Raw genomic sequence first — 26,951 nt, 5'->3', positions numbered from 1 at the left:
CCCCAACTCGCCAATTCCCCCGTTGGGTACCGGCGTGTCCGTGCCGAACGGGGGAATTGGCGAGATCGGTCCGCTCGTGCTCGTCGCGTGCAGCGGGGGAGGGGACTCGATGGCGCTCGCGGAGGCGGTGGCGCACGAGCAGCGGCACGCCTCGTGGCGGGCCGGTGCGGTGGTCGTGGACCACGCGCTCCAACCCGGGTCCGGCGAGGTCGCCGACCGGGTCGCCGGCTGGCTCGCCGACCTCGGCCTCGACCCGGTCGAGGTGGTCCGGGTGTCGGTGACACCGGACGGCTCGGGGCTGGAGGCGGCCGCGCGTGACTCCCGGTACGCCGCCCTCGCGGACGTGGCCGAGCGGCTCGGGGCGGCCGCGGTCCTCCTCGGCCACACCCTCGACGACCAGGCCGAGCAGGTGCTCCTGGGCCTCGTCCGCGGGTCCGGTGCACGCTCGCTGGCGGGGATGCCGTCCGCACGCGGACTGCTGCGCCGGCCGCTGCTCCGGCTGACCCGGGCCGAGTGCCGCCAGTCGTGCACGGCCGAGGGCGTGCCGTGGTGGGACGACCCGATGAACGAGGACACCGACGTCGCGCGGGTCCGGGCGCGCCGGGCCGTCGCCGACCTCGAGGCCGACCTGGGCCCGGGGGTCGTCGCCGCCCTGGGGCGCACGGCCGACCAGCTCCGCGAGGACGCCGACCACCTCGACGCGCTCGCCGACGAGGCGGTGCGGTCGCTGGGGGCCGGCCCGTGGGGCGTGGAGGACCTCGCCGCCCTGCCCCGCGCCGTCCGCACCCGCGTCTGGAGACGGCTCCTCGTCATCGCCGGTGCGCCGGCCGGGCAGGTGAGCACCCGGCATACGGAGGCCTGTGACGCCCTGCTCACTCGCTGGCACGGGCAGGGTCCCGCCCACGTCCCGGGTGGGGTGCGGGTGCTGCGGCGTGACGGGCGCATCGCCGTGCAGGCGGGCCCGGCGACCGAGGACCGCGCACGATGGTGAGCTACCGGATCACCGAACGCGACCTGACGACCGCGACCTTCGGCGTCTCGGTCCTCAACGAGACGACCCTGTCGCTGCGCGCCCTCTGGCGGCCCGGGGTCTACCCGCACATGGCGCCGTGGCGGCGGGCCATCGAACCTCGGCTCACGCAGGTGGACCTCGAGATGCTCCTGGCGCTGGTGGCGCCCGACTACTCGACGCCCGAGTTCCTCAACCCCCGCCCGGTGGTCTCCATGACCGACTTCGGTGACGAGCTGGCGACGGTGGCCCACACGCCCTCTCGGGTCGTCGACCGGGACCTCGACGACCTGTACCCCTCCGGACGCCCCGCCGCCCTGACCGGGCCGTCGGTCCGGGTGCTCGAGCGCATCGTCGCGGCGCTCGACGACTACTGGCGCACCTGTGTGCGCCCCTGGTGGTCGCCGATGAACGCCAACCTGTGGGGCGACATCACCATGCGTGCGGTCACGAGCACCCGGATCGGCCTGCGACCCATGCTCGAGCAGCTGAGTCCGGCGCTGACGTTCGACGAGCACGAGATACACGCCTGGAACCCGAGCGGACCCCACTTCGACGCCGACGCGCGGGACCGTGGGCTGGTCTTCGTCCCTACCCACTTCACGCCGCACGCGTCCTACCCGTTCAACGCGGATGCCCCGCCCTACATCCTGTACCCGGCCCTGGGGCGGGGCCGCCTCGACCTGCCACCCTCGGCCCCGGAGCGTGCGGCGAAGCTCCTCGGTGCGACCAGGGCCACCCTGCTGACCACGCTGAGCGAGCCGATGTCGAGCACGACGGTCGCGTCCCGTCGCGGGATCAGCGTCTCCGCGGCCAACCAGCAGCTGAGGTGGCTGCGGGACGTCGGTCTGGTGACGACCATCCGGGACGGACGCTCGTTGCTGTACTTCCGGACCTCGGCCGCGGAGGCGGTCATCGGCGACCTCGGTCCGCCGACCTGAGCGCCCCTCCTCGCCCAGGTCGGCGCGAGGGGCGCGGGGCGTACCAAGGCTTCACTGCTGGCCGATCGATGGCGAATCATGAAGCGGAACGCTTCATCGTCCCTGTTCAGACCCCCAAGGTTCCGGACGGCCGCGTGCGGCGTCGGCGGGAACCCGGCTCCCGGGTGTCCACCTCCTCGGCCCGTCCGGTTGACTGGACCCCAACGACGGACCGTCGCCGACACGACAGGGAGAGTGCACCGTGGACGCTGCCCACATGGGGGCCGACCTCGAGCGGGTCCTCATCACCGAGGACGAGATCCATGCCAAGCTCGCCGAGCTCGCCGAGGAGATCGCGGCCGAGTACGCCGGCAAGGACGTGCTGCTCGTCGGCGTCCTCAAGGGAGCGGTCATGGTCATGGCCGACCTCATGCGCGCCCTCCCGATGACGGTGCCGGTCGACTGGATGGCCGTCTCGTCCTACGGCTCGGGCACGAAGAGCTCCGGCGTCGTCCGCATCCTCAAGGACCTCGACGCCGACATCTCCGGCAAGCACGTCCTCATCGTCGAGGACATCGTCGACTCCGGCCTGACCCTCTCGTGGATCAGGGCCAACCTCGAGTCGCGCAACCCCGCGTCGGTCGAGATCGTCACGCTGCTCCGCAAGCCGGAGGCCGCCAAGGTCGAGGTCGACGTCAGGTGGGTCGGCTTCGACATCCCCAACGAGTTCGTCGTGGGCTACGGGCTGGACTACGCGGAGCAGTACCGCGGGCTGCGCCAGGTCGGCACCCTCGCCCCGCACGTCTACAGCTGAGCGGAACACGCGGCATACGCCAGTCGTTGTCCGGTCGGACGCGCCCCGTGCCGCCGCCCTGGTGGCGGGTAGCGTGTACCCCTAGACCTGTGGCGCGTGAGCGTGCACGGATGGGCTCGTCGACCAGGAGGACGTGGGGCCACCCGCCCCATTCACATCTATGAATCCCAGTGCCACCAAGCGCGTGTTCAAGGCCCCGATCTTCTGGGTCCTTGCCGTCATCGCCATCACGGTCGTGATGTTCTCCCTCGGGGGTGATGGTGGCTACGCGACGATCGACACCGCCAGGGCCGAGAAGCTCATCGCCGACAAGAAGGTCGACAAGGCCGAGCTGACGAGCGACAACATCCTGCGGCTCGACCTCAAGTCCGACTCCCCGTTCAGCGACGCCGAGGCCAACATCTCGGGCGCCGACAAGGTGCAGGCGGAGTTCGTCGAGGCGCGCGCCGAGTCGCTCGTCGAGCTCATCAAGGCCAACCCGCCGACCGACGGCTACAACGACAAGCGCGAGACCCAGAACCCGTTCTGGACCCTCTTCATCAGCATCTTCCCGATCCTGCTGCTCGTCGGGCTCTTCTGGTTCATGATGAGCCAGGCGCAGGGCGGTGGCTCGAGGGTCATGCAGTTCGGCAAGTCCAAGGCCAAGCTGCACAGCAAGGACACCCCCAAGGTCACCTTCGACGACGTCGCCGGCGCCGACGAGGCCGTGCAGGAGCTCCACGAGATCAAGGAGTTCCTCGCCGACCCGGCCAAGTTCCTCGCCGTCGGCGCCAAGATCCCCAAGGGCGTCCTCCTCTACGGCCCTCCCGGGACCGGCAAGACCCTGCTCGCGCGCGCCGTCGCCGGTGAGGCCGGGGTGCCGTTCTACTCGATCTCCGGCTCGGACTTCGTCGAGATGTTCGTCGGTGTCGGTGCCTCCCGCGTCCGCGACCTCTTCGAGCAGGCCAAGGCCAACGCCCCCGCCATCGTCTTCGTCGACGAGATCGACGCCGTCGGCCGCCACCGCGGCGCCGGCATGGGCGGCGGTCACGACGAGCGCGAGCAGACGCTCAACCAGCTCCTCGTCGAGATGGACGGCTTCGACGTCAAGACCAACGTCATCCTCATCGCGGCGACCAACCGCCCCGACATCCTCGACCCGGCCCTGCTGCGTCCCGGCCGCTTCGACCGGCAGATCGCCGTCGAGGCCCCCGACATGCTCGGCCGCCACCGCATCCTCGAGGTCCACTCGCAGGGCAAGCCGATGGCCGCCGGCGTCGACCTGCTCGCCGTCGCCCGGCGCACCCCCGGCTTCACCGGTGCCGACCTCGCCAACGTCCTCAACGAGGCCGCCCTGCTGACCGCCCGGTCCGACCAGAAGCTCATCGACGACTCCACCCTCGACGAGGCGATCGACCGCGTCATCGCCGGTCCGCAGAAGAAGACGCGGATCATGTCGGCCAAGGAGCGCAAGATCACCGCGTACCACGAGGGCGGCCACGCGCTCGTCGCCTCGGCGATGAACCACACGGATCCCGTCACCAAGGTGACGATCCTGCCTCGGGGCCGGGCGCTCGGCTACACGATGGTCATGCCGCTCGACGACAAGTACTCGACCAGCCGCAACGAGATCCTCGACCAGCTCGCCTTCGCCCTCGGTGGCCGCGTCGCGGAGGAGATCATCTTCCACGACCCCACCACGGGTGCCGCCAACGACATCGAGAAGGCCACCGCGATGGCCCGCAAGATGGTCACCGAGTACGGCATGAGCGACCGGGTCGGGGCGATCAAGCTCGGCCAGAGCCAGGGTGAGGTCTTCCTCGGACGTGACCTCGGCCACCAGCGCGACTACTCCGAGAAGGTCGCCGGCATCGTCGACGAGGAGGTGCGCGGCCTCATCGAGGCAGCGCACGACGAGGCGTGGCACGTCATCAACGACAACCGCCACATCCTCGACCGGCTCGTCCTCGACCTGCTCGAGAAGGAGACGCTCAACGCGCAGGAGCTCGCCGTCATCTTCGGTGACATCGTCAAGCGCCCGCTGCGCCCGACCTGGCTGTCGAGCGAGAACCGTGGCATCTCCCACGAGCCGCCGGTGCTCACCCCGGCCGAGAAGGCCGCGCTCAACGGCCACGACCCGTCGGGCGCCCCCGCCGGGGCCCACGTCAACGAGGGCGACCCGTCGACGACGGCGGCCATCGAGCGGGCCGCCAGCGACGGCGCGCACCCCGCGGCCGAGGCGGCCGAGAACCCGCCGACCAAGGTGATCGAGGTTCCCGAGGGCCAGCGTGTCGATCCCGACGCCCACTGACGGCGCGTCGGCCGACCCCGACCTGAGCGCCGAGATCGACAGCGTCGCTCCCCGGCAGGTGGACCACGAGCGCGCCCGGGCGGCGGTGCGCGAGTTCCTCCTCGCGATCGGTGAGGACCCCGACCGTGCGGGCCTGCGCGACACCCCGGACCGGGTCGCCCGGGCCGCCACCCAGCTGTTCGGCGGCCTGTCCCAGGACCCGGTCGAGGTCCTGTCGGCGCGCTTCTCGATCGACCATGAAGAGCTCATCATCGTGCGCGACATCGAGATCTACTCGACCTGCGAGCACCATCTCCTGCCGTTCCACGGGGTGGCGCACGTCGGGTACATCCCCGCCCCTGACGGCACCGTCACCGGCCTGTCCAAGCTGGCCCGTCTCGTCGACGTCTTCGCCCGGCGCCCCCAGGTGCAGGAGCGGATCACGACCCAGGTCGCCGACGCGCTCGTCGACCACCTCGGCGTGCAGGGCGTCATCGTCGTCATCGAGGCCGAGCACCTCTGCATGTCCATGCGCGGGGTGCACAAGCCCGGGTCGCGCACCATCACCTCAGCCGTTCGCGGCCAGCTGCGCGACCCCGCCACCCGGGCAGAGGCGATGTCGCTCCTGCTCGGCGGCAAGCGGTGATCTCGCTCGAGGCCGGCCCGCGGCCGCTCGTCATGGGCGTCGTCAACGTCACCCCCGACTCGTTCAGCGACGGCGGCGAGTGGTTCGAGCCCGAGGCGGCGATCGCCCACGGGCGTGCGCTCCTCGCCGCCGGCGCCGACGTCCTCGACATCGGTGGGGAGTCGACGCGGCCCGGCGCCGAGCGCCCGTCGGTCGAGGAGGAGCTGCGCCGCGTCCTGCCCGTCGTGCGCGAGCTCGCCGCCGACGGCGCCGTCGTCTCGATCGACACGATGCGTGCCGCCGTCGCGGCCGCGGCGGTCGAGGCCGGCGCGGCCATCGTCAACGACGTCAGCGGCGGCCTCGCCGACGGCGAGATGGCGGGGCTCGTGGCTGCGGCCGGCACCCCCTTCGTCGTCATGCACTGGCGCGGGCACAGCGCCGACATGCAGTCGCGCGCGGTCTACGACGACGTCGTCGCGGACGTCTGCGCCGACCTCGCCGACCGGGTCGAGGTGCTGCAGGGCCAGGGGATCCGCCGGCAGAACCTCATCGTCGACCCCGGCTTCGGCTTCGCCAAGACGGCCGAGCACAACTGGACGCTGCTGCGGCGGCTCGACGAGGTCATCGCACTCGGCCTCCCCGTCCTCGTCGGAACGTCCCGCAAGACCTTCCTCGGCCGCCTCGGTGTGCCCGAGGGCTCCGAGCCGCGTCCACCCTCCGAGCGCGACCTCTCGACCGCGGTGACGTCGTTCCACGCGGCGCGTCACGGCGCCTGGGCGGTGCGCGTCCACGACGTCGCGTCGACCGTCGGGGCGCTCGACGTCGCCGACGCCCTGCGGGAGTCCCCGTGAGCGACCGGATCACCCTCAAGGGCGTCTCCGCCACCGGCTTCCACGGGGTCCTGGAGTTCGAGAAGCGCGACGGCCAGACCTTCGTCGTCGACGTCGAGATGGAGGTCGACCTCACCCAGGCCGGCACGAGCGACGACCTCGCCGACACCGTCAACTACGCCGAGGTCGCCACCGACGTCGTCGCGCTCGTCGAGGGGGAGTCGCTCGACCTCATCGAGGCGCTCGCCGACCGCATCGCCGCCAAGGTGCTCACCCGGCCCCTGGTCGAGTCCGTCGTCGTCACCGTCCACAAGCCGCAGGCGCCGGTGGGCCACCCCTTCACCGACGTCGCCGTGACGGTGGAGCGGCTGCGTGAGACGCCGGTCGTCATCGCCATCGGCTCCAACATGGGCGAGCCCCTCGAGACCATCCAGAACGCCGTGGGTGCGCTCTGGCTGGCCCTCGACCTCAAGTCGGCCTCGCGCGTCTACGAGACCGCCCCGGTCGGCGGTCCGGCGCAGTCGGCCTACCTCAACGCCGTGGTCGTCGGCACGACGCAGATGTCGCCGCAGCGGCTGCTGCGCACGATGCAGGACATCGAGCTCGAGCACGGCCGGGTCCGCAAGGAGCGGTGGGGCCCGCGCACGCTCGACCTCGACCTCATCCAGTACGGCGACCCGGTCTTCGACACCGACGTCCGCCTCTCGACCGAGGCGCTGACCCTGCCCCACCCGCGAGCGCACGAACGGGCCTTCGTCCTCGCCCCCTGGGCCGACGCCGACGCCGAGGCCACCCTGCGCGTCGACGGTCAGCCTCGGCGGGTCTCGGAGCTGCTCGCCGAGGTCGGGCGCGAGGGTGTGACCCTCGGGCCGGACGTCGACCTCATGGAGGACGGGTGGTGACACGCCGGGGCGTCGGTCCCGCTGTCGCGCTGCTCGTGGCGCTCGTGGTCGGAGGGGCATCGTGGCTGCTCTGGCAGCTCACCACCGGTCAGGGCGAGCTCGTCCCGCGCCCGTCCTGGCTCGCGGCCCTGATGCTCGTGGCCATGGCGGCCTTCGTCGTGGGCTTCGCGTGGCCCGTGCGGGCCTACCTCGACGGTCGCTCGGGCCGACGTCTCGACCCGCTGCGTGCGGCTCGCGTCGTTGTGCTCGCGCAGGCGGCGACCCTCACCGGCGCTGCCGCCGTCGGGTGGTATGCCGGTCAGCTGGCCGTCGTCGCCGGCGGCCTCTCGCTCGTGGCCAACCAGGACCGGGTGTGGCGGCTGGCCGTGCTCGTCGGCGCGGCCGGCGTGCTCGCGCTCGCCGGGTTCGTCGCCCAGCACTGGTGCCGCGTGGACCCCCGGAAGAACGACGAGGACTGACGAGCGGTTCCGGCTCGCGAGCCGGTTCAGCGTTCCCGAGCCGGACCGATCCGGCTCGGGACGGCATACCCGGCTCGCGAGCCGTCAGGCCAGGGAGGCCCAGACCACCCAGTTGCCCTCGTAGTGGCCGCCCTTGACGGGCGTGGTCGGGTCGCAGGTGATGAGGCGCAGGACGGGCTGGGGGTTGTCGGCGTCCCAGATCGAGTCGTCACGGGGGACGGCCTTCTTGGACAGCGCCTGCGACCTCGTCGCCGCGAAGGTGACCGACTGTCCGGAGCTGTAGACCACGGTGATGCGGTCGCCGGGCCGCACCTTGGTGAGGTGCCCGAAGGTGTCGAGCCTCACCGACGGCGAGCGGCGGTTGATGTGACCCGCGAGGATCGAGGCGCCGGGCCAGCCCGGCTTGGCCCAGCCCGTCTCGGCGTACCAGCCGGCGACACCGAACGGCGGGGCGAGCACGCCGTCGGCGTCCAGGCGGTCGGGGACGAGCGTGGCGTCGACGAGGACCCTGCCGGAGGTGCTCACGACGACGACCCGCTTCGGCTCCCCCTTCGGCCTGACCGTGGACGGGCCGAAGGTGGGGGGTGTGGCCGGTGACGGGCGGGTGCGGGACGGGCTCGGGGACGACGTCGGAGTGGGGGTGCTGGGCGTCGTCGACGGGGTCGGCGTGGGCGTGGGGGTGGGGGTGGTGGTGGAGGCGGAGGGGCTCGCGGCTGGGGCCCGACCCCCCGCCGACTCTGGTGAGTCGGCGCGTGCGGTCAGGCCCCAGACGAGCAGTGCGATGCCGGCGACGAGCGCCACCACCGCGGCGAGCGTGCGGCGCCGGTCAGTGGCGAGGGGCACGACGGCGGAGGCGCGAGGCGGCTCCGACCACGAGGATCGAGCCCAGGCCCAGCGATGCGACGGGCAGCCAGGCCGGCGACGTCGGCTGCGCCGCGTCGGTCTGGACGACGTCCGGACGGACGGGACCGGGGGCGGTCGGGGTCGGGGTCGGGGTCGGAGCGGCGGCGGCCACGACCTGGTCGATCGTCAGGTCCTGGTCCTCGTCGGGGGTGCACGTGAGACCGGCGAAGAGGATGCTCTCCTCGTCCTCCACCGCGATGAAGAGCTCGACCTCACCGGCGACGTAGGTGAAGGTTCCGGGGGCGTTGACCCGGAAGTCCTCGGCGAAGCCGTCCTCGGTCGAGAGCGTGAGAGGGCCGGACTCCGGGATGCTCACGGTGTCGAAGTAGAACTCGGTGTCGCGCTCCAGCCCGGTCTCCTCGATGCCGGCGAACAGCATGGCGCCGGCCTCGCCCTCGGTGATCCCCAGCGCGCGCAGCTCGGCGCCGATCTCCGGGGAGAGGGTGAAGCTGGCGGCCACGGGCTCGAGCTCCACCGTCGAACCCGCCCTGGCGGTGGCCCCGTCCTCGATCGCGGAGTCGAAGGTGGCCGTCGCCTCGAGACCCGGGATCTCGACGAGTCCGGGGATCTCCGCCTCGAGCTCGGCGAGCGGGACGTCGCCCTCCTTCGCCGACTCCAGCAGGGCCCGGTCGTCGGCGTCGAGGTCGTCGACCTCGACGCCGTCCTCGAAGGAGAACAGGGTGCAGGTGTAGGCCAGCTCGGCGCTCGCCGCGTGTGCGGGACCGACGGCGACGACGCCGAGACCGGTGAGGGCGGCCGTCGCTGCGGTGACGGCAACGCGGCGCAGGGTGGGTGCGGGCATGGCTGATCCTTCGTCAAAGGTACGTGGTGCCGCCGAGGGTAGCCGCTCGTGGCTCCCCGTGACAGGGGTTCGGCGAATCCGTCCCCACGGGCCGTGACCTGCGCAGATGGCTGCCTGCGTCCGCAAAGGTGGCGGGTTTCCCGACCAGGGTTGCGGACGCAGCGGTCGGCGGTGGGCTACTTGTCGACGTCGCCGACGACGAAGAACGTCGAGCCGAGGATCGCGACCATGTCGGAGACCAGCGCCCCGGGCAGCAGCTCGGTGAGGACCTGCACGTTGTTGAACGACGCCGACCGCAGCTTGAGCCGCCACGGCGTCTTCTCGCCGCGGGAGACGAGGTAGTAGCCGTTGAACCCGAGCGGGTTCTCGGTGGCGACGTAGGTCTCGCCCTCCGGGACCTTGAGCACCTTGGGCAGGCGCTGGTTCACCGGGCCGGCCGCCAGCGTGCCGAGCACGGACAGGCAGTGCTCGACGAGGTCGAGGCTGACGTGCACCTGCTCGAGCAGCACCTCGAGGCGCGAGAGGCAGTCGCCCGCGGTGCGGGTCACGACCCGGCCGGGGCCGTCCGCGGCGAACAACGCGGCATACGCGAGGTAGGGCTGGTCGCGGCGGAGGTCGACGTCGACACCGGAGGCTCGGGCGATCGGGCCGGAGACGCCGAAGGCGTGGACCGTCGCGGCGTCGAGGACGCCGACACCGCGGGTGCGCGCATGGAGGATCTCGTTGCCGACGAGCATCGACTCCAGGTCGGGCAGCCGCCCGCGGACGGCCTGCACGGCGTGGTCGACCCGGCCGAGCCACCCGGCGGGCACGTCCTCCTTGAGGCCGCCGACCCGGTTGAACATGTAGTGCATCCGGCCGCCCGAGGCCTCCTCCATGACGGCCTGGAGCTCCTCGCGCTCGCGGAACGCGTAGAAGACCGGGGTGATCGCGCCCAGCTCCAACGGGTACGAGCCGAGGAACATCAGGTGGTTGAGCACCCGGTTGAGCTCGGCGAGCATCGTCCGCAGCCAGACCGCGCGCTCGGGCACCTCCATGCCGAGCATCTGCTCGACGGCGAGGACGACGCCGAGCTCGTTGCTGAACGCCGACAGCCAGTCGTGACGGTTGGCGAGGACGATGATCTGGCGGTAGTCGCGAACCTCGAAGAGCTTCTCCGCGCCTCGGTGCATGTAGCCGATGATCGGCTCGGCCCGGATGATGCGCTCGCCGTCGAGGGTGAGGCGCAGGCGGAGCACGCCGTGGGTGGCGGGGTGCTGCGGCCCGATGTTGAGGACCATGTCGGCCGTCGCGAGCCCGCCGGCGCCGACGGCGACCGTGGTCGTCCGCGGTGTCGACTCAGGCATGGCCCCGAGTATGCCGCGTCATCGCCCAGTGGAACCCGCCGAGCCCGCGCGGGTCGGTGAGGGCGGCGATGCTCGACGAGCGGCCGAGCGCCCGGACGTAGCCGAGCGGGTCCGACGTGGCGGTCGCGTGGTCGGGGGTCGTGGCCGCGACGCCGAGCCGGTGGAGCAGCTCGCGCTGGGTGAGGACCTCGTCGGCGCCGAGGCTGTCCGTCGCGACGTGGGCGGTGAGGTCGCGCTGCCCGTCCGGCACCGGGTCGGCCACCCGACCCTCCCGGTAGGCCGTGAGGCTCCCGTGGGCGGGTCGCGTGGTCCTCGTGTGGCCGTAGTCGACGGCGACGGTGAGACCGGAGGAGCTGCGGGAGACGAGCTCGCGCCAGGCGAGGTCCCGGCTGAGGCCGACCTCGACGCGCGCACCCGGCTCGGTCGCAGGCCACCACCCGTCCGCCCAGGCGCGCTCGGCCCCCGCGAGCTCGTCGCCGAGGCCCTCGTCGCCGCGTGCGTCGACGAGGACCTCGCGCAGCACGCCGGTCTCGTCCACCTCCGCGACGGTGCACGGCACGACGTCGAGCCACTCGTGAGCGATGACCAGCGCGTCGAGGTCGCACAGCTCGTCCGGCAGCGCCGCGCCGCCGGGGGAACGGACCCACTCGACGGCTCGCGGGAGGCCAGCCGGCCGCTCGACCACGTCCACCCCGACGAGCGAGAGGTCCGGGCGCTGGTCGTGGAGGTGGGCGAGCAGCTCGCCGCGGCCGCACGCGAGGTCGACCACACGGCATACGCCGCTGTCGTCGGCGAGGCGCGCGACGACCTCGGCGAGCACCGCACCCAGGTCACCGTGCGCCGACGTCGTGAAGTGCCCGGCGGGGCCCTCCGCGCGGCGGTAGAACCCGTCCAACCCGTAGAGCGCCTCCCCCCACACCTCGCGCCACGGCCTCATCACGCCCACATCCTGCCTCGTCTGCCGGACGGCGACGCGCATACGTCTGCAGGCACACAAGGCTTAGGTTGGGCGGCATGGACCACCCGGCTCGGCTCTCGATCGGCGTCATCGGTGCCGGTCGCGTCGGTGCGGTGCTCGGCGCCGCACTCGCGCGCGCCGGCCACCACGTCCAGGCCGCGTATGCCGTGAGCGACGAGAGCCGGGACCGTGCGGCCGCGCTCCTGCCCGGGGTTCCGCTCAAGGACGTGCCCGACGTCATCGACGGCGCCGACCTGGTGCTGCTCGCCGTGCCGGACGACGCGCTCGCCGAGCTCGTCCGCGGCCTCGCCGCCACCGACGCGTGGCAGGCGGGCCAGATCGTCGTGCATACCTCGGGGCGGCACGGCACGGCCATCCTGCGGCCGGCGATGGCCGCGCACATCCTCCCCCTGGCGATCCACCCGGCGATGACGTTCACGGGGACCGCCCTCGACCTGGGCCGGCTCGAGGAGTGCGCGTTCGGCATCACCGGCCCCGACGCGCTGCGCCCCATGGCCGAGGCGCTCGTGGTCGAGATGGGTGGCGACCCGGTCTGGGTCGCCGAGGACCAGCGCAGCGCCTACCACGCCGCGCTCGCCCACGGATCGAACCACCTCGTCACCCTCGTCGCCGAGGCGATGGAGGTGCTGCGGGCCGCGGGTGTCGACGACCCGCGGGCCGTTTTGGGGCCGCTCGCCCGGGCGGCGCTCGACAACGCCCTGCGGCTGGGTGACGCGGCGCTCACCGGTCCCGTGGCCCGCGGCGATGTGGGTACCGTTGGCACGCACCTCCGCGAGCTGGACCGGATCTCCCCGGAGATCCGCACGACCTACGTCGCCATGGCCCGGGCCACCGCGGTGCGTGCACTCGAGAGCGGACGGCTCCAGCCGTCGGCCGCCGAGCCGCTGCTCGACATCCTCGCCGACCAGGAGCCCTCCTCGTGACCGAAGCCCCGACGACGACCCCGACGACGACCCCGCTCGTCGTGAACACCCGCGCCGAGCTGCGCGACGCGCGCGCGGCCCTCGACGGTGAGGACGTCGCCGTCGTCATGACGATGGGGGCCCTGCACGAGGGCCACGCGCAGCTCATCCGCGAGGCGCGGCTGGCGGCCGAGCACGTCATCGTGACGATCTTCCTCAACCCGCTGCAGTTCGGTCCCAAGGAGGACCTGTCCCGCTACCCGCGCACGTTCGACGACGACATGAAGATCGCGTCCGACGCGGGTGTCGACATCGTCTTCGCGCCGACGCCCGACGTCGTCTACCCCGACGGCGACCCGGGCGTGCGCGTGTCCGCCGGGCCGCTCGGTGACGTCCTCGAGGGCAAGTCGCGGCCGGGCCACTTCGACGGCATGCTCACGGTCGTCGGCAAGCTGCTCCACCTCACGGGTGCCCGCCGGGCGTTCTTCGGACAGAAGGACGCCCAGCAGCTGCTCCTCATCCGGCGCATGGTCCGCGACCTCGACTTCCCCGTCGACGTCGTCTCCGTCCCGACGGTGCGTGAGAGCGACGGCCTCGCCCTGAGCAGCCGCAACACCTACCTCACCGCGTCCGACCGCGAGGTGGCCCTCTGCCTCAACCGCGCGCTCGCCGCGGGAGCCGACCAGGCGGCATACGGACCGTCGGCCATCCGGCGTGCGGCCCGTGACGTCGTCGTCGAGGAGCCGCTGGCCCTCGTCGACTACCTCGTCCTCGTCCACCCGAGCACCCTCCAGGACGTGCCCGAGTGGTACCGCGGCGAGGCGCTGCTCGCCGTCGCCGCCCGCGTCGGCACGACCCGGCTCATCGACAACACCCCGGTCCTCGTCGGGCCGGGTGGCGGGCGGCTCGACGTCTTCTCGCAGCCCGACGCCGACAGCACGACCGCCCGCCCGGCCACGTAACCGAGGAGCCCCGCGATGTACCGCTACATGCTGCACAGCAAGATCCACCGCGCGACCGTGACGCAGGCCGACCTGCACTACGTCGGCTCGCTCACCATCGACATGGACCTCATGGAGGCGGCGGACCTCCTGCCCGGCCAGCAGGTGGACGTCGTCGACGTCGACAACGGCAACCGGCTCACGACCTACGCCATCGAGGGCGAGCGCGGCACCGGCATCCTCTGCATCAACGGCGCCGCCGCCCGGCTCATCTCGCCCGGGGACACGGTGATCATCATCGCCTACGCCTCGATGACCGACGAGGACGCGCGCCGCCACGACCCGCACGTCGTCTTCGTCGACCGGGACAACAGGATCGTCGAGGTCGGCGACGACGGCGGGGACGTGCCCGAGGGCTACGGGCTCATGACCTCGGCCGTGACGAAGCGCTCGCACGGGTGAGTTCGGGCCCCGCCAACCCCCACGGCTCCCGTATGCCGTCCGCCCCCGACCGCGTCCACCTGCCGCGCGCGCTCAGCGCCCCCGCGCCCGGATGGACGACCTCTGCGGACGTCATCGTCGTGGGGTCGGGCATCGCCGGGCTGACCTGCGCGCTGCGCCTGCGCGAGCAGGTCGACCGGGTGCTGCTCGTCACCAAGACGGTGCTCGACGAGGGGTCGACGGCGTGGGCGCAGGGGGGGATCGCCGCGGCGCTGCACCCCGAGGACTCCCCGGCCGAGCACCTTGAGGACACCCTCGTCGCCGGCGTCGGACTCTGCGACCGCGAGGCCGTCGAGGCGCTCGTCACCGAGGGCCCGCCGCGTGTCCACGAGCTCGTCGCCCTGGGCGCCGAGTTCGACCTCGACGCCGAGGGCGAGATCAAGCTGACCCGCGAGGGTGGTCACCACCGCGACCGCATCGCCCACGCCGGCGGGGACGCCACGGGGCGCGAGATCTCCCGGGCCCTCATCGCTGCGCTCCACCGCGTCATCGACGACCCGGGCATCGAGGTCGTCGAGCACGCCCTCGTCGTCGACCTGCTCCAGAACGATGCCGCCGCCGGGTCACCGGTGAGTGGGGTGACTCTCCACGTCATCGGGGAGGGGCAGCTCGACGGGGTGGGCGCGGCCTACGCCCGCGCCGTCGTCCTCGCGACCGGGGGGCTCGGCCAGATCTACACGTCGACGACGAACCCGCCCGTCGCCACCGGTGACGGGATGGCCGCGGCCCTGCGCGCGGGGGCGCGGATCACCGACCTCGAGTTCATCCAGTTCCACCCGACGGTGCTCTTCCTCGGTGAGGGGTCCACCGGACAGCAGCCGCTCATCTCGGAGGCGGTGCGCGGCGAGGGGGCCTTCCTCGTGGACGCGGACGGGCGCCGGATCATGGAGGGGCGCCACCCGCTCGAGGACCTCGCCCCGCGCGACGTCGTGGCGCGGGCGATCCTCGAGACGATGCGCGAGCAGGCCACCGACCACGTGTTCCTCGACGCGCGCCACCTCGGCGGCGACTTCCTCGCGACCCGCTTCCCCTCGATCGTCGCGAGCTGTCGCTCGCTCGGCTTCGACCCGGCGCGCGACCTGATCCCGGTCGCGCCCGCGCAGCACTACGCGTCGGGCGGCGTCGAGACCGACCTGCGCGGCAGGTCGTCGCTGCCGGGGCTGTATGCCTGCGGCGAGTGCTCGTGCACCGGCGTCCACGGCGCCAACCGGCTCGCGTCGAACAGCCTGCTCGAAGGGCTCGTCTTCGCCAGCCGCATCGCCGCTGACATCCCCGCGCGCATCGCGGCGGGCGAGCTGCCCGAGGTCGGGATCCCGTCGTCGCCGACCCGCGCGGGCGACACCTCTCCCGGGGCGCTGCTCGACCACTCGCAACGGCTCACCGTCCAGCGGGCGATGACGCTCGGATCCGGGCCGGTGCGCTCGGCGACGTCGGGGGCGGCCACCGCGACGGCCCTCGCCGACCTCGCCTCGCTGCCTCCCTCCACGGCCGAGCCGGGCCCGAAGTCGTGGGAGACGACCAACCTCCTGCACCTCGGCCTGGTGCTGACCGAGCTCGCACGCCGACGCGAGGAGACGCGCGGCGGCCACGTCCGCAGCGACTTCCCCGACCGCGACGACGCCCGGTGGCTCGTGCGCCAGAGCGTCACCGTCGCCCCCGACCGATCCCTCACCGTGACCGAACGGACCATGCCGTGACTCGCCCTCCCCAGGACCTCTCCTTCCCCGTCGCCGACGCGCGCCGCGTCGTGGTGGGCGCCCTCGACGAGGACCTCGGCGGTCCGGACGGCGTCGACGTCACGACGACCGCGACGATCCCGGAGTCGCAGCTGACCCGGGCCGCGGTCGTCGCCCGCGAGGACGGCGTCGTCGCCGGAGTGGCCGTCATCGCGCTCACCCTCGACGAGGTGGCCCGCCGACTCGGTGCCGGGCCCGTCGAGGTGGACGTCAGGGTCGCCGACGGTGACCGCGTCGCCCGCGGTGACGTCGTGGCCGAGCTGTCCGGGTCGACCCGGGTCACGCTCGTCGCCGAACGAACGCTCCTCAACGTCATCAGCCGGGTGTCCGGGGTCGCGACCCACACCCGGAGGTGGGCCGACGTCCTCGAGGGCTCCGGCGCCACCGTGCTCGACACCCGCAAGACGACGCCCGGGCTGCGCGCCCTCGAGAAGTTCGCGGTCCGGGCCGGGGGAGGCACCAACAAGCGGATGGGCCTGCACGACGTGGCCATGATCAAGGACAACCACAAGCTGGCCGCGGGAGGCCTCGGCGCGGCATACGCCGCCGTGCGCGAGCAGTTCCCGCAGGTGCCGGTGCAGGTCGAGGTGACCACGACGGCCGAGGCGCTCGAGTCGGTCGCCGCCGGGGCGCGGTTCCTCTTGTGCGACAACATGTCCACGACGCTGCTGCGCGAGACGGTCGACGCCGTGCGGGCCACCGGGGAGGACGTCGAGATCGAGGCGACCGGCGGCTTGACGCTCGACGTCGCCGCCGACTACGCCGCGACCGGGGTCGACTACCTCAGCGTCGGCGCCCTGACCCACTCCTCGCCGATCCTCGACCTCGCCCTCGACCTCCGCCACTGACCGACTGATTGCGCATTCCGGACACACCGCGCGACCGTCACGTCGAGCGCGACGGTCCGGAATGCGCAATCAGTCGGAGGGCCGGCGGAGGGGTCAGCGGCCCTTGCGGAGGGCGGGGGTGCCGGCGGCGACGGTGGCGGGGTGGACGAAGAGCGGCAGCAGCCGACGGGAGGCAGGGGTGCGCAGCGCCTTGACCGCGGCGAGGTGGGCCTCGCACCGCAGGACGAGCTCGAGGTAGGCCGGCTCACCCATGAGCTCGACGAGCTCGGCGCGGTTGCTGCGGTAGACCGGCTCGGCGCCGACGTGGGCGTCGGGGTTGCCGGAGCAGTACCAGTCGAGCTCGTGCCCGCCCGGTCCCCAGCCCCGACGGTCGTACTCGCCGATCGACACCTCGAGGTAGCTCGTCTCGTCGGTCTGCTCGACCGTGCGGAAGGTCCGGCGGATCGGCAGCTGCCAGCAGACGTCCGGCTTCTGCGTGTGGGGGGGCTCGCCGGTGAGCACGGCGTGCTGGTGCAGCGCGCACCCGGCGCCGGCGGGGAAGCCCGGGCGGTTGAGGAAGATGCAGGCGCCGTCGACGACCTTGGTCTTGCGGGCGCCGTCCTCCTCCTCGGTCCACGCCGAGACCTTGGTCGGGTTCTTGCGGTCGGGCCGCAGCTGCCACTCGTCCTCGCCCAGTTCCTTGACGACGGCCGCCACGCGGGCCAGGTCGTCGTCGTCGGAGAAGTGGGCGCCGAGGGTGCAGCAGCCGTCGTCGGGGCGATCGGCGTAGATGCCCTCGCACCCCGAGCCGAAGATGCACGTCCAGCGTGAGGTCAGCCAGGTGAGGTCGCACCGGAACCGTTGCGCGGCATCGGCGGGGTCAGGGAACTCGACCCAGGTCCGGGTGATGTCCAACGGGGTCTCGGCCACCGGGTCACCCTATGCCGCTGCTGCCGACTACCGTGGACCCATGCGGCTCGGGGTGATCGACGTGGGTTCGAACACCGTGCACCTCCTCGTCGTGGACGCCCACACCGGGGCGCAGCCGCTGCCCGCGAGCTCCCACAAGCGCGAGCTCCGGCTCTCGGAGCACGTCACCGACTCGGGCGCGATCGCGGACTCGGGCCGTGACCAGCTGTGCACGTTCGTCTTGGAGTGCCTGTCCGTCGCCGAGGACCAGGGCGTCGAGGACCTCATGGGGTTCGTCACGAGCGCCATCCGCGAGGCCCCCAACGGCGACGCCGTCCTCGCCGAGGTCAAGGACCGCACCGGAGTGGTGCTCGAGACCCTGCCGGGGGCGGACGAGGCCCGGCTGACGTTCCTCGCGGCCCGGCGGTGGCTGGGCTGGTCGGCCGGCACCCTGCTCGTCGCCGACGTCGGCGGCGGCTCACTCGAGATCGCCCAGGGCATGGACGAGGACCCCGACGTCGCGATCTCGCTCCCCCTCGGCGCCGGTCGGGTGACGCGTGACCTCCTCGAGGGCGACCCTCCCGGGGTCGCGGCGGTCCGCGCCGCCCGCAAGCACGTCCGGGCCACCATCGCCCGGGAGCTGCGGCCGCTCGCGAGGGCCGCGACGCCCGACCGCGTCGTCGGGACGTCGAAGACGATGCGTTCGCTCGCCCGCGTCACCGGCGCGGCACCCAGCTCCGAGGGCATGTATGCCGTCCGCTTCCTCGAGCGCGCCGCTCTCGACGCCGTCCTGCCCGAGATCGCTGCGATGACGGCCGCCCAGCGCACCGCGCTGCCCGGTGTCTCGGCCTCCCGGGCCGGTCAGCTGCTCGCCGGCGGGATCGTCGTCTCGGCCACGATGGACCTCCTCGGGGTGGACCGGCTCGAGATCTGCCCCTGGGCCCTGCGCGAGGGGATCATCCTGCGCAGGCTCGACGGAATGCACTGATGCCGCACGGTGACGCCGTGGCCGTCCCCGACATTCCGGTCGCCCTCTCCACGGCCTCGGTCTACCCCGAGAACTGCGCAGCGGCGTTCCAGTACGCCGACCGCATGGGCTACGACGCCGTCGAGGTCATGGTGTGGACCGACCCGGTGACCCAGGAGGCCGGCGCGCTGCGAGCGCTCTCCGAGCTGCACGGCATACCCATCGTGTCGATCCACGCGCCCACGCTGCTCATCAGCCAGCGGATCTTCGGCGTCGAGCCGTGGGGCAAGGTCGACCGGTCGCTCGACCTCGCGCACGAGGTGGGCGCGAGCACCGTCGTGCTCCACCCGCCGTTCCGGTGGCAGAAGGAGTACGCGCGCGACTTCACCGACGGCATCGCGACGCGCGAGCACGACTCGGGCATCACGATCGCCGTGGAGAACATGTACCCGTGGCGCGTCGGCAACCGGGTCATCGAGGCCTACCTGCCGCACTGGGACCCGGTGCCGCAGCCCTACGACCACGTCACGCTCGACCTGTCGCACACCGCGACCGCGGGATCGGACGCGCTGGAGATGGTGTCCGCACTCGGGCCGCGGCTCACACACCTCCACCTCGCCGACGGCGTGGGCTCGATGAAGGACGAGCACCTCGTCCCGGGTCGCGGCCTCCAGCCGTGCGCCGAGGTGCTGGACGCGCTGGTGCTGGGCGGGTTCGCGGGGTCGGTGGTCGTCGAGATCTCGACCCGGCGGATGACCGCGGAGCAGCGCGAGATGGCGCTCGTCGAGTCGCTGGCGTTCTGCCGGCTGCATCTGGCCTCGGCGCTGGAGGTCGAGGAGGACGCCTGACCCCCCGGGGCCGCACCCCCGACTTATTGCGCATTCCGACCCAGCGCGCCGGACTGATTGCGCGTTGTGGTCAGGGCGCCGACCGTGCTGCGCAATCAGTCGCCGCGCGGGGGACGGAATGCGCAATCAGTCGCCCCGCCTGGGACGGAATGCGCAATAAGTCGGGGTGGGAGGGGATGGGGCGGGTCTAGGTTCGTCCCATGGCGAAGGTTGCGGACGCGATCGTCGTGGACCACCTCCGCGTGGTCCGAGGCGACCGCGTCGTGCTCGCGGACCTCGGCGTCCACGTCCCCACCGGCGAGGTCGTGGGACTGCTCGGCCCCAGCGGGGGCGGCAAGTCCACCCTCATGCGGGCGATCGTCGGCGTGCAGCGGGTCGAGTCGGGGCAGGTCACCGTCCTCGGCGAGCCCGCCGGGTCACCCGGCCTCCGTCGCCGGGTCGGCTACGTCACCCAGTCGCCCAGCGTCTACGCCGACCTGTCCGTGCGCCACAACCTCGCCTACTTCGCCACCGTCCTCGGCGCCGACCGGGGCGCCGTCGACCGGGCCATCGAGTCGGTCGACCTCACGAGCCACGCCGACGCCCGCGTCGGGCGCCTGTCGGGCGGCCAGCAGTCGCGGGTCTCGCTCGCCGCGGCGCTCGTCGGCGACCCCGAGGTCCTCGTCCTCGACGAGCCGACCGTCGGGCTCGACCCGGTGCTCCGCCGCGACCTCTGGGGCCTCTTCCGGCGCCTCGCCCACGAGGAGGGCCGCACGCTGCTCGTGTCGAGCCACGTCATGGACGAGGCGACGCGGTGCGACCGGCTGCTCCTGCTGCGCGAGGGCGAGATCCTCAGCGACTCCACCCTCCCCGAGCTGCTCACCCGCACCGGGGCCGCCGACGCCGAGCACGCCTTCCTCAGCCTCGTGGACGACGCGGCACGCTGGGGCGGTGGGCGGCCGTGAACCTCCGCCTGACCCTCGCCACCGCCACGCGCATCCTGCGCCAGCTGCGCGCCGACCACCGCACCATCGCGATGATGCTCGTCGTCCCGTGCGTCCTCCTCGGACTGCTCGCCTGGATCTTCGACGGCACGCCCGTCTTCGACCGGATCGGGGCGGCCCTGCTCGGCGTCTTCCCGTTCGTCGTGATGTTCATCGTCACGAGCGTGGCGACCCTGCGGGAGCGCACGTCGGGCACCCTCGAGCGACTCCTCGCGACGCCGCTGGGCAAGGGCGACTTCATGCTCGGCTACGCGATGGCGTTCGGCTTCATGGCGATCGTGCAGGCGCTCGTCGCCACCGCCTTCGCCGTCTGGGTCTGCGACCTCGACGTGGCGGGGCCCACGTGGCTGCTCGTCGTGGTCGCCCTCGGCGACGCGCTGCTCGGCACTGCGCTGGGGCTGTTCGTCAGCGGGTTCGCGTCGACCGAGTTCCAAGCGGTGCAGTTCATGCCGGCCCTCGTCCTCCCGCAGTTCCTCCTGTGCGGTCTGCTCGTCCCCCGCGACCGGCTGCCGTCCGTGCTCTCGGCCGTCTCGGACTGGCTTCCCCTGTCGTATGCCGTGGACGCGATGGGCACCATCGCTGCGGTCCCGGAGCCGCTGGGCGAGGTCTCGCGCGACCTCGCGGTGATCGTCGGCGCCATCGTCGTCGCCCTCGGGCTGGGCAGCCTCACCCTGCGCCGGCGCACGCCCTGAGCGCGCGGTGCGCCCGCGGCATACGTCGTCCGGGGAGCGGATAGCCTGACGGGCGTGGATGCCTCAGACCTCCTTCGCGGAACCCTCCTGCACCTGTCCGACTCGTCGATGGTCCGCACGACCATCGAGAAGGCGCCGGTGAGCCGGGCCGTCGTCCAGCGCTACGTGCCGGGCACGGGGGTCGCCGACGCCGTCGAGGCGTCCGCGCGGCTGCGCGCCACGAACCGCATGGTGACGATCGACTACCTCGGCGAGGACACCCTCGACGCCGGACAGGCCGCCCACACCGTCGACACCTACGTCGGCCTGCTGCGTGCCCTCAAGGCCCGCGACCTCTCGCAGTTCGGCGCCGCCGAGGTGAGCGTCAAGCTCAGCGCCGTCGGCCAGTCGCTGCCGCAGGACGGCGAGCGGATCGCCCTCGACAACGCCCGGACCATCTGCGAGGCGGCCGAGGACGCCGGCACGACCGTGACGCTCGACATGGAGGACCACACGACGACGGACTCGACGCTGTCGATCCTCGCCGAGCTCCGCAAGGACTTCCCGGAGACCGGGGCGGTGCTCCAGTCCTACCTGCACCGCACGGAGTCCGACTGCCGCGACCTCGCGACCGCGGGCAGCCGGGTCCGCCTCTGCAAGGGCGCCTACAAGGAGCCCGCCTCGGTCGCGTACCAGGACGCCGAGGACGTCGACCTGTCCTACGTCCGCTGCCTCAAGGTCCTCATGGCCGGCGAGGGCTACCCGATGGTCGCGAGCCACGACCCGCGCCTCATCGACATCGCCCGGGCCCTCGCGAGCCGTCAGGGCCGCGACCCCGACTCGTACGAGTTCCAGATGCTCTACGGCATCCGCCCGGACGAGCAGACGCGGATCGCCGACCGCGGGCACCAGATGCGCGTCTACGTGCCGTTCGGCGAGCAGTGGTACGGCTACCTCATGCGCCGGATGGCCGAGCGCCCCGCCAACCTCACGTTCTTCCTGCGCAGCCTCGTGTCCAAGGGCTGAGCCGACCTCCCGGGCGCGCGGCACCCCGCAGGATCCCGGCCGCCGGGCCGTGACACCACGTCACCGTCCCACGCGCCGGGCCATAGGCTCCAGCCATGGGAATGGTTGCGATCTTCGGCGCTGGTGTCATGGGCGAGACCTTGCTCTCGGGGCTGCTGCGAGCCGGCCGACCGCCCGGCGACCTCCTCATCACCGAGCGCCGGGCCGACCGCGCCGCCGAGCTCACCGAGAAGTACGGCGTGCGCGCCGTGGGCAACGTCGAGGCGGCCACCGAGGCCGACACGCTCGTGCTCGTCGTCAAGCCCCAGGACATGGCCGCCCTCCTCGACGAGATCAGCCCGCACGTCGCCGACGGCAACCTCGTCGTCAGCCTCGCCGCCGGCATCACCACCGAGTTCCTCGAGAGCCGCCTGGCCGAGGGGCGCTCGGTCGTCCGGGTCATGCCCAACACCCCGGCCCTCGTGGACGAGGGCATGGCCGCCGTGAGCGCGGGCCGGCACTGCGTGCCCGAGCAGCTGCAGCACGCCATCGAGCTCCTCGCCGCGACCGGCAAGGTCACCGAGGTCCCCGAGAGCCAGCTCGACGCGGTGACGGCGATCTCCGGCAGCGGGCCGGCATACATCTTCTACGTCGTCGAGGCGATGATCGAGGCCGGCGTCGTCCTCGGCATGCCCCGCGCGACGGCCACCGAGCTCGTCACGCAGACCCTCTACGGAGCGGCCACGATGCTGCGCGACACCGGCCAGCACCCGACCGTCCTGCGCGAGCAGGTCACCTCACCCGGCGGCACGACCGCCGCCGCCCTGCGCGAGCTCGACGACCACAAGGTGCGGGCCGCCTTCATCAGCGCGATGGAGGCTGCGGCGATCCGCTCACGGGAGCTCTCCGGTGGCTGAGGCCGGTTCGCTCACCCTCCACGTCGTCCCCGTCAGCGAAGGCAGCTGGCGCGTCTATCGCGACGTGCGCCTCGCCGCGCTCCTCGACACCCCGCGGGCCTTCGCGAGCACGTATGCCGGCGCCGCGGCTCGCGATGAGGAGGCCTGGCTCGCTCTGCTCGCCTCCATGCGGGTCTGGCTCGCCTTCGAGGGGGACCGGCCGGTCGGGGTCATCGCCCTGTCCCGTGACGACGAGCTGCCCGAGGACGAGGCGTACCTCATCCAGATGTGGGTCTCGTCCTCGGCGCGAGGACACGGCGCCGGTGACCTGCTCGTCTCCACCGTGCTGGACAGTGCCGGCGAGGCCGGGTACTCGCGTGTCCTCCTCGACGTCGGCGAGGAGAACCTGCCGGCCCAACGCCTCTACGAGCGCCACGGGTTCACCCGCACCGGCACGACCTGGGACAACCCGCTCTACGGCGGGATCCGTGAGATCGGGTACGCGGTCAGGGTGGACCCGGGTTGCCGCCCCAGCGCGCGGTCGGGGACAGTGGACCCATGAGCGAGATCACCGTGCGCCCGCTGGGCGAAGAGGACTGGAAGCAGTACCGCGAGATCCGGCTGACCGCTCTGCGTGAGTCGCCCGAGGCGTTCGCGGCCACCCTCCAGGAGGAGGAGGCCTTCGACGAGGACTTCTGGCGCCTGCGGATGACGCGCTCCGACCGTCTCGTCGCCGAGCGCGACGCGAGCCCGGTCGGCATCGTCAGCGTCGGCGCCTCCTCCGACGACAACCCGCTCACCTCCGAGCTCTTCGGCCTGTGGGTCTCGCCCGAGGCCCGGGGCAGCGGTGTGGCGACGCAGCTGGTGCGCGCGGGAGCGACCCTGGCCCGCGAGCAGGGCCAGCGCCAGCTCACCTACTGGGTGGGCAGTGACAACGGCCGTGCCGTGGCGTTCGCCAGCGGGTTCGGTTTCCGCCCGACGGCCGAGCGCCGTCCGATGCGCGTGAGGAGCGAGGACGACGAGGACGAGGTCGCCATGGTGCTCGCCCTCGGCGGCGACCGCGGGTCCGTCCCCAGCGACTTCTAGGCTTCTGCCCTGTCGTTGTGCTGTCGCGCAGGCGTATGCCGTTCGCCGCAGTCCCATCCGCGCTGCGCGCGCAGAGCGCGCTCCGCGCGCCCACGCAGAGCGTGGGACCCGCCGCCAGGCCCAGCCAGCGGCGAACGGCATACGCCTCCGCTCCGCTCGGCGAGCGCGGGCACCCCTGCTCGGTTGCCCCGGGCTCTCGTCTTCCTCGCGCTCGTTGTCCTCAGGGGCGGGAGGCGAGGCGTTCCAGGAGCTCCGTCGGGCCACTGACGATGAGCGTGTCGTGAGCCGAGACCTTGGTGGAGGGGACGGCATACGTGAAGTCCTCGCCGGGCGCCTTGACCCCGACGATCGTCACGCCGTACTTGCTGCGCAGGGCGCTCTGCGCCAGCGTGAAGCCGATCGCCTCGGTGGGCGGGCGCATCTTGACGATCGCGAAGCCGTCGTCGAACTCGATGTAGTCCTGGAGCTTGCCGCCGACGAGGTGGGCGACGCGGCGGCCGGTGTCGGCCTCGGGTCGCACGATGTGCTGGACGCCGATCCGGTCGAGGATGCGGGCGTGCTCCGGCGATGTCGCCTTGGCCCAGATGTCGGGGATGCCGGCGTCGACGAGGTTGGCCGAGGCGAGGACCGACGCCTCGACCGAGGACCCCACGCCGACGATCGCGATCTTGTAGCGGGAGGCCTTGGCGTCCCGGACCACCTGGGCGTCGGTGGCGTCCGCGTGGATGATCGAGCTGAGCCGTCCGAGGAACTTCTCCGCGAGGAACCCGTCGGTCTCGATGGCGACGACCCGGTGGCCGAGTCGCCGCAGCTCGAGGGCCGCGGCCCCACCGAACCGCCCGAGCCCCACGACGAGAACGTCGAGATCGCTGTTCTTGCCTCCCACGCATTCCTCCTGACGACGGACACAACGGTCCGAGGCTAGCCCTCTCCGGGCCCCTGCCGGGTAGCGTGCCCGACATGGCTCATCGCACGCGCCTCGTCTGGGACGACGGCTTCACGGCCTACGACTTCGGCCCGACCCATCCGATGGGTCCCGTGCGACTGGCCCTGACGACCCGGCTGGCGGACGCGCTCGGCGTCCTCGAGGGCGTCGAGGTCGTGAGTCCCGGGATCGCGAGCGACGCACTGCTGGAGACGGTTCACGACGCGGGCTACGTCGCGGCGGTGCGCGCGGCCTCGGCCGACCCCGACAGCGCCGACGCACGCCGCGGCCTCGGGACCGAGGACGACCCGGCGTTCGTGGGGATGCACGAGGCGAGTGCCCGGATCGTCCAGGGCACCGTCGACGTCTGTGGCGCGGTGTGGCGCGGCGAGGTCGACCACGGCGTCAACTACTGCGGCGGGCTGCACCACGCGATGGCCACGCACGCCTCCGGCTTCTGCATCTACAACGACATCGCGGTCGGCATCCAGCACCTCCTCGACCAGGGTGCGGAGCGGGTGGCCTACGTCGACATCGACGTCCACCACGGCGACGGGGTGGAGCGCATCTTCTGGAACGACCCCCGGGTGCTCACCGTCTCGGTGCACGAGTCCGGCCGCGCGCTCTTCCCGGGGACGGGGTGGCCGGGGGACATCGGCGGTCCGGACGCGCGCGGCACCGCTGTCAACGTCGCCCTGCCCCCCGGGACGGGCGACTCCGAGTGGCTGCGCGCCATCGAGTCGGTGGTGCCGCAGGTCGTGGCCGCGTTCGACCCGGACGTGCTCGTCTCCCAGCACGGCTGCGACAGCCACCGCCAGGACCCGCTCGCGCACCTGTCGGTCTCCATCGACGCACAGCGCCGGGCGCACGAGTGCCTCCACCGGCTGGCCCACGACCACGCGGACGGCAAGTGGGTGGCCCTCGGGGGCGGTGGCTACGAGCTCGTCGACGTCGTGCCCCGGTCGTGGACCCACCTCACGGCCATCGCGGCGCACGCGCCGGTCCCGGTGGCCACGATCGTGCCGCAGTCGTGGCGCGACCACGTCCTCGAGGTCACCGGCCGGGAGGGACCGGCGACCATGGGCGACCTTGACCCCGCCGACCTGCCGATCTGGGTGCAGCCGTGGGAGATGGGGCACAACCCCGACCGTCCCGGCGACGCCGCGATCCTCGCCACCCGCCAGGCGATCTTCCCGCTCCACGGGCTCGACCCGTGGTTCGACTAGTGGGGAATTCTCCCCACTCGACCGCGTGTCGACTGGACGGAGGAAAGATTTCGCTCCATCGACTTCCCCAATGGTCACACCAGCCCCTATGGTTGCTTCTTGCACGCCCGTAGATGACCGCCGGTGGGGAAGCCGGCGATGCGAGTGCGCAGAGATCGAGGTGGCGATGTCCCACGAACGTCTTGCCGAGGTGCGGTTCCTGACCGTCGCCGAGGTGGCCTCGATCATGCGGGTGTCGAAGATGACCGTCTACCGCATGGTGCACGGGGGCGAGCTCCCCGCCGTGCGCGTCGGACGGTCGTTCAGGGTTCCCGAGGACGAGGTGCAGAAGTACCTCCGGGAGTCCTACATGGGCACCGCGTGAGCGAGCAGCTCCACGTGATGAAGGCCGGACCGACGAGGTCCGGCCTTCGTCGTTCCCGGACCCGTTTGGGTGCGCGGGCCGCACGCCGGTAGGGTTGGCCCCTGACACACGCGCGCCGGTCGGCCGCGCCGGCCGGCCAGCAGCTGCTGGTCCACGTCGTTTCGAACATTTCCAATCAGCAAGGACTGCTCATGGGTTCAGTGATCAAGAAGCGCCGCAAGCGCATGGCGAAGAAGAAGCACCGCAAGTTGCTTCGCAAGACGCGCCACCAGCGCCGCAACAAGAAGTGACACGTCTGACGTGACCG

The 26,951-nt window shown here is 72.4% G+C and carries 30 protein-coding genes; 24 read left to right on the top strand and 6 right to left on the bottom strand.

Going from position 1 to position 26,951, the window contains the following annotated elements; genetic code table 11:
- Nucleotides 1-34: 34 nt before the first annotated feature.
- The 8 genes from tilS to N801_RS15030 all read left to right on the top strand — a co-directional run bounded on the left by tilS (nucleotide 35) and on the right by N801_RS15030 (nucleotide 7,827).
- Complete coding sequence (gene tilS / locus N801_RS15065; RefSeq protein ID WP_245618471.1) at nucleotides 35-991, top strand: tRNA lysidine(34) synthetase TilS; 957 nt, start codon at nucleotides 35-37, stop codon at nucleotides 989-991.
- Nucleotides 985-1,950 carry an ArsR/SmtB family transcription factor gene (locus N801_RS15060; RefSeq protein WP_035939540.1) on the top strand — a complete coding sequence of 322 codons (966 nt, stop codon included), beginning with the start codon at nucleotides 985-987 and terminating at the stop codon, nucleotides 1,948-1,950. Before tilS ends, N801_RS15060 begins: the two co-directional genes overlap by 7 nt.
- A gap of 241 nt (nucleotides 1,951-2,191) precedes the next feature.
- On the top strand, nucleotides 2,192-2,743 hold the full coding sequence (hpt, locus tag N801_RS15055) for a hypoxanthine phosphoribosyltransferase (protein ID WP_035939538.1): 552 nt from the start codon (nucleotides 2,192-2,194) through the stop codon (nucleotides 2,741-2,743).
- A gap of 160 nt (nucleotides 2,744-2,903) precedes the next feature.
- A complete protein-coding gene (gene ftsH / locus N801_RS15050) occupies nucleotides 2,904-5,033 on the top strand; it encodes an ATP-dependent zinc metalloprotease FtsH (RefSeq protein ID WP_035939536.1) in 2,130 nt (709 codons plus the stop codon).
- A 22-nt stretch (nucleotides 5,034-5,055) separates the two neighbouring features.
- A complete protein-coding gene (gene folE / locus N801_RS15045) occupies nucleotides 5,056-5,658 on the top strand; it encodes a GTP cyclohydrolase I FolE (protein ID WP_084109053.1) in 603 nt (200 codons plus the stop codon).
- A gap of 32 nt (nucleotides 5,659-5,690) precedes the next feature.
- Nucleotides 5,691-6,488, top strand: a complete 798-nt coding sequence (gene folP / locus N801_RS15040) for a dihydropteroate synthase (RefSeq protein ID WP_052113142.1) — start codon at nucleotides 5,691-5,693, stop codon at nucleotides 6,486-6,488.
- Complete coding sequence (gene folK, locus N801_RS15035; protein WP_035939534.1) at nucleotides 6,485-7,369, top strand: 2-amino-4-hydroxy-6-hydroxymethyldihydropteridine diphosphokinase; 885 nt, start codon at nucleotides 6,485-6,487, stop codon at nucleotides 7,367-7,369. Before folP ends, folK begins: the two co-directional genes overlap by 4 nt.
- Entirely contained in the window at nucleotides 7,363-7,827 is a 465-nt protein-coding gene (locus N801_RS15030; RefSeq protein WP_052113137.1) for a DUF3180 domain-containing protein, read from the top strand. Before folK ends, N801_RS15030 begins: the two co-directional genes overlap by 7 nt.
- An 84-nt stretch (nucleotides 7,828-7,911) precedes the next feature.
- On the opposite strand, the gene N801_RS15025 is transcribed toward N801_RS15030, so the two are convergent.
- The 4 genes from N801_RS15025 to N801_RS15010 form a co-directional block, all read right to left on the bottom strand.
- On the bottom strand, nucleotides 7,912-8,670 hold the full coding sequence (locus N801_RS15025; protein WP_035939531.1) for a class F sortase: 759 nt from the start codon (nucleotides 8,668-8,670) through the stop codon (nucleotides 7,912-7,914).
- The gene (locus N801_RS15020) at nucleotides 8,654-9,532 is read right to left on the bottom strand and encodes a hypothetical protein (protein WP_035939530.1); all 879 of its coding nucleotides are present in this window, start codon (nucleotides 9,530-9,532) and stop codon (nucleotides 8,654-8,656) included. Before N801_RS15020 ends, N801_RS15025 begins: the two co-directional genes overlap by 17 nt.
- A 176-nt stretch (nucleotides 9,533-9,708) precedes the next feature.
- The gene (locus N801_RS15015; RefSeq protein WP_035939528.1) at nucleotides 9,709-10,878 is read right to left on the bottom strand and encodes an NADH-quinone oxidoreductase subunit D; all 1,170 of its coding nucleotides are present in this window, start codon (nucleotides 10,876-10,878) and stop codon (nucleotides 9,709-9,711) included.
- Complete coding sequence (locus N801_RS15010; RefSeq protein ID WP_035939547.1) at nucleotides 10,871-11,815, bottom strand: SAM-dependent methyltransferase; 945 nt, start codon at nucleotides 11,813-11,815, stop codon at nucleotides 10,871-10,873. Before N801_RS15010 ends, N801_RS15015 begins: the two co-directional genes overlap by 8 nt.
- A 77-nt stretch (nucleotides 11,816-11,892) precedes the next feature.
- Between N801_RS15010 and N801_RS15005 the strand changes: the two genes are divergently transcribed.
- The 5 genes from N801_RS15005 to nadC are packed head-to-tail and all read left to right on the top strand — an operon-like array spanning nucleotide 11,893 to nucleotide 16,785.
- Nucleotides 11,893-12,780, top strand: a complete 888-nt coding sequence (locus N801_RS15005; protein WP_035939526.1) for a Rossmann-like and DUF2520 domain-containing protein — start codon at nucleotides 11,893-11,895, stop codon at nucleotides 12,778-12,780.
- Nucleotides 12,777-13,721 (top strand): pantoate--beta-alanine ligase, encoded by a 945-nt coding sequence (gene panC / locus N801_RS15000; RefSeq protein WP_035939523.1) that lies wholly within the window; start codon nucleotides 12,777-12,779, stop codon nucleotides 13,719-13,721. Before N801_RS15005 ends, panC begins: the two co-directional genes overlap by 4 nt.
- 15 nt (nucleotides 13,722-13,736) lie before the next feature.
- The gene (gene panD, locus N801_RS14995) at nucleotides 13,737-14,162 is read left to right on the top strand and encodes an aspartate 1-decarboxylase (protein WP_035939522.1); all 426 of its coding nucleotides are present in this window, start codon (nucleotides 13,737-13,739) and stop codon (nucleotides 14,160-14,162) included.
- Nucleotides 14,163-14,194: 32 nt separating this feature from the next.
- Nucleotides 14,195-15,898, top strand: a complete 1,704-nt coding sequence (locus N801_RS14990; protein ID WP_035939520.1) for an L-aspartate oxidase — start codon at nucleotides 14,195-14,197, stop codon at nucleotides 15,896-15,898.
- The gene (gene nadC / locus N801_RS14985) at nucleotides 15,895-16,785 is read left to right on the top strand and encodes a carboxylating nicotinate-nucleotide diphosphorylase (RefSeq protein WP_035939518.1); all 891 of its coding nucleotides are present in this window, start codon (nucleotides 15,895-15,897) and stop codon (nucleotides 16,783-16,785) included. Before N801_RS14990 ends, nadC begins: the two co-directional genes overlap by 4 nt.
- Nucleotides 16,786-16,878: 93 nt before the next feature.
- Here nadC and N801_RS14980 read toward each other — a convergent pair whose 3' ends face one another.
- Nucleotides 16,879-17,694 carry a DUF3109 family protein gene (locus tag N801_RS14980; protein ID WP_035939516.1) on the bottom strand — a complete coding sequence of 272 codons (816 nt, stop codon included), beginning with the start codon at nucleotides 17,692-17,694 and terminating at the stop codon, nucleotides 16,879-16,881.
- A 40-nt stretch (nucleotides 17,695-17,734) separates the two neighbouring features.
- Between N801_RS14980 and N801_RS14975 the strand changes: the two genes are divergently transcribed.
- The 8 genes from N801_RS14975 (at nucleotide 17,735) to N801_RS14940 (ending at nucleotide 24,129) form a co-directional block, all read left to right on the top strand.
- Nucleotides 17,735-18,661 carry a Ppx/GppA family phosphatase gene (locus N801_RS14975; protein ID WP_035939514.1) on the top strand — a complete coding sequence of 309 codons (927 nt, stop codon included), beginning with the start codon at nucleotides 17,735-17,737 and terminating at the stop codon, nucleotides 18,659-18,661.
- Nucleotides 18,661-19,488, top strand: a complete 828-nt coding sequence (locus N801_RS14970; protein ID WP_035939512.1) for a sugar phosphate isomerase/epimerase family protein — start codon at nucleotides 18,661-18,663, stop codon at nucleotides 19,486-19,488. The genes N801_RS14975 and N801_RS14970 overlap by 1 nt, the downstream gene beginning before the upstream one ends.
- A gap of 200 nt (nucleotides 19,489-19,688) precedes the next feature.
- Nucleotides 19,689-20,432 (top strand): ABC transporter ATP-binding protein, encoded by a 744-nt coding sequence (locus N801_RS14965; protein ID WP_035939510.1) that lies wholly within the window; start codon nucleotides 19,689-19,691, stop codon nucleotides 20,430-20,432.
- Complete coding sequence (locus N801_RS14960; RefSeq protein WP_035939508.1) at nucleotides 20,429-21,163, top strand: ABC transporter permease; 735 nt, start codon at nucleotides 20,429-20,431, stop codon at nucleotides 21,161-21,163. Before N801_RS14965 ends, N801_RS14960 begins: the two co-directional genes overlap by 4 nt.
- 54 nt (nucleotides 21,164-21,217) lie before the next feature.
- Nucleotides 21,218-22,168 (top strand): proline dehydrogenase family protein, encoded by a 951-nt coding sequence (locus N801_RS14955; RefSeq protein WP_035939506.1) that lies wholly within the window; start codon nucleotides 21,218-21,220, stop codon nucleotides 22,166-22,168.
- Between the two features lie 95 nt (nucleotides 22,169-22,263).
- On the top strand, nucleotides 22,264-23,064 hold the full coding sequence (gene proC / locus N801_RS14950; RefSeq protein ID WP_035939504.1) for a pyrroline-5-carboxylate reductase: 801 nt from the start codon (nucleotides 22,264-22,266) through the stop codon (nucleotides 23,062-23,064).
- On the top strand, nucleotides 23,057-23,605 hold the full coding sequence (locus N801_RS14945) for a GNAT family N-acetyltransferase (protein WP_052113136.1): 549 nt from the start codon (nucleotides 23,057-23,059) through the stop codon (nucleotides 23,603-23,605). The genes proC and N801_RS14945 overlap by 8 nt, the downstream gene beginning before the upstream one ends.
- Nucleotides 23,602-24,129, top strand: coding sequence for a GNAT family N-acetyltransferase (locus N801_RS14940; protein ID WP_035939501.1), 528 nt, complete (start codon nucleotides 23,602-23,604; stop codon nucleotides 24,127-24,129). The genes N801_RS14945 and N801_RS14940 overlap by 4 nt, the downstream gene beginning before the upstream one ends.
- A gap of 220 nt (nucleotides 24,130-24,349) precedes the next feature.
- Here the strand turns inward: N801_RS14940 and N801_RS14935 are convergent, their stop codons facing one another.
- Nucleotides 24,350-25,015, bottom strand: a complete 666-nt coding sequence (locus N801_RS14935; RefSeq protein ID WP_035939498.1) for a potassium channel family protein — start codon at nucleotides 25,013-25,015, stop codon at nucleotides 24,350-24,352.
- Nucleotides 25,016-25,089: 74 nt separating this feature from the next.
- Here N801_RS14935 and N801_RS14930 point away from each other — a divergent pair, with 74 nt between their 5' ends.
- The 3 genes from N801_RS14930 (at nucleotide 25,090) to N801_RS20365 (ending at nucleotide 26,934) form a co-directional block, all read left to right on the top strand.
- Nucleotides 25,090-26,280: an acetoin utilization protein AcuC gene (locus tag N801_RS14930; RefSeq protein WP_035939496.1), complete on the top strand. Its 1,191-nt coding sequence runs from the start codon at nucleotides 25,090-25,092 to the stop codon at nucleotides 26,278-26,280.
- A 166-nt stretch (nucleotides 26,281-26,446) separates the two neighbouring features.
- On the top strand, nucleotides 26,447-26,644 hold the full coding sequence (locus N801_RS14925; protein ID WP_035939493.1) for a helix-turn-helix domain-containing protein: 198 nt from the start codon (nucleotides 26,447-26,449) through the stop codon (nucleotides 26,642-26,644).
- A gap of 191 nt (nucleotides 26,645-26,835) precedes the next feature.
- Complete coding sequence (locus tag N801_RS20365; protein ID WP_003792170.1) at nucleotides 26,836-26,934, top strand: 30S ribosomal protein bS22; 99 nt, start codon at nucleotides 26,836-26,838, stop codon at nucleotides 26,932-26,934.
- Nucleotides 26,935-26,951 lie beyond the last annotated feature (17 nt).

Origin of the sequence: Knoellia aerolata DSM 18566 (genome assembly GCF_000768695.1) — a bacterium.
In the GTDB taxonomy this organism is placed as follows: domain Bacteria; phylum Actinomycetota; class Actinomycetes; order Actinomycetales; family Dermatophilaceae; genus Knoellia; species Knoellia aerolata.
Note: the sequence above shows the minus strand (reverse complement) of the source record. Positions and strands in the feature narration are given on the sequence as shown.

Excerpts from the sequence above, each read along its gene's own strand:
- N801_RS15060 (WP_035939540.1), top strand. The coding sequence starts at position 985 with ATGGTGAGCTACCGGATCACCGAACGCGACCTGACGACCGCGACCTTC.
- N801_RS14975 (WP_035939514.1), top strand. The coding sequence starts at position 17,735 with ATGCGGCTCGGGGTGATCGACGTGGGTTCGAACACCGTGCACCTCCTC.
- N801_RS15020 (WP_035939530.1), bottom strand. The coding sequence starts at position 9,532 with ATGCCCGCACCCACCCTGCGCCGCGTTGCCGTCACCGCAGCGACGGCC.
- N801_RS15015 (WP_035939528.1), bottom strand. The coding sequence starts at position 10,878 with ATGCCTGAGTCGACACCGCGGACGACCACGGTCGCCGTCGGCGCCGGC.
- N801_RS14930 (WP_035939496.1), top strand. The coding sequence starts at position 25,090 with ATGGCTCATCGCACGCGCCTCGTCTGGGACGACGGCTTCACGGCCTAC.
- N801_RS15010 (WP_035939547.1), bottom strand. The coding sequence starts at position 11,815 with ATGAGGCCGTGGCGCGAGGTGTGGGGGGAGGCGCTCTACGGGTTGGAC.
- ftsH (WP_035939536.1), top strand. The coding sequence starts at position 2,904 with ATGAATCCCAGTGCCACCAAGCGCGTGTTCAAGGCCCCGATCTTCTGG.
- N801_RS20365 (WP_003792170.1), top strand. The coding sequence starts at position 26,836 with ATGGGTTCAGTGATCAAGAAGCGCCGCAAGCGCATGGCGAAGAAGAAG.
- folP (WP_052113142.1), top strand. The coding sequence starts at position 5,691 with ATGGGCGTCGTCAACGTCACCCCCGACTCGTTCAGCGACGGCGGCGAG.
- proC (WP_035939504.1), top strand. The coding sequence starts at position 22,264 with ATGGGAATGGTTGCGATCTTCGGCGCTGGTGTCATGGGCGAGACCTTG.
- N801_RS14965 (WP_035939510.1), top strand. The coding sequence starts at position 19,689 with ATGGCGAAGGTTGCGGACGCGATCGTCGTGGACCACCTCCGCGTGGTC.
- N801_RS14925 (WP_035939493.1), top strand. The coding sequence starts at position 26,447 with ATGTCCCACGAACGTCTTGCCGAGGTGCGGTTCCTGACCGTCGCCGAG.
- N801_RS14940 (WP_035939501.1), top strand. The coding sequence starts at position 23,602 with ATGAGCGAGATCACCGTGCGCCCGCTGGGCGAAGAGGACTGGAAGCAG.
- N801_RS15005 (WP_035939526.1), top strand. The coding sequence starts at position 11,893 with ATGGACCACCCGGCTCGGCTCTCGATCGGCGTCATCGGTGCCGGTCGC.
- N801_RS14990 (WP_035939520.1), top strand. The coding sequence starts at position 14,195 with ATGCCGTCCGCCCCCGACCGCGTCCACCTGCCGCGCGCGCTCAGCGCC.
- N801_RS14970 (WP_035939512.1), top strand. The coding sequence starts at position 18,661 with ATGCCGCACGGTGACGCCGTGGCCGTCCCCGACATTCCGGTCGCCCTC.
- panD (WP_035939522.1), top strand. The coding sequence starts at position 13,737 with ATGTACCGCTACATGCTGCACAGCAAGATCCACCGCGCGACCGTGACG.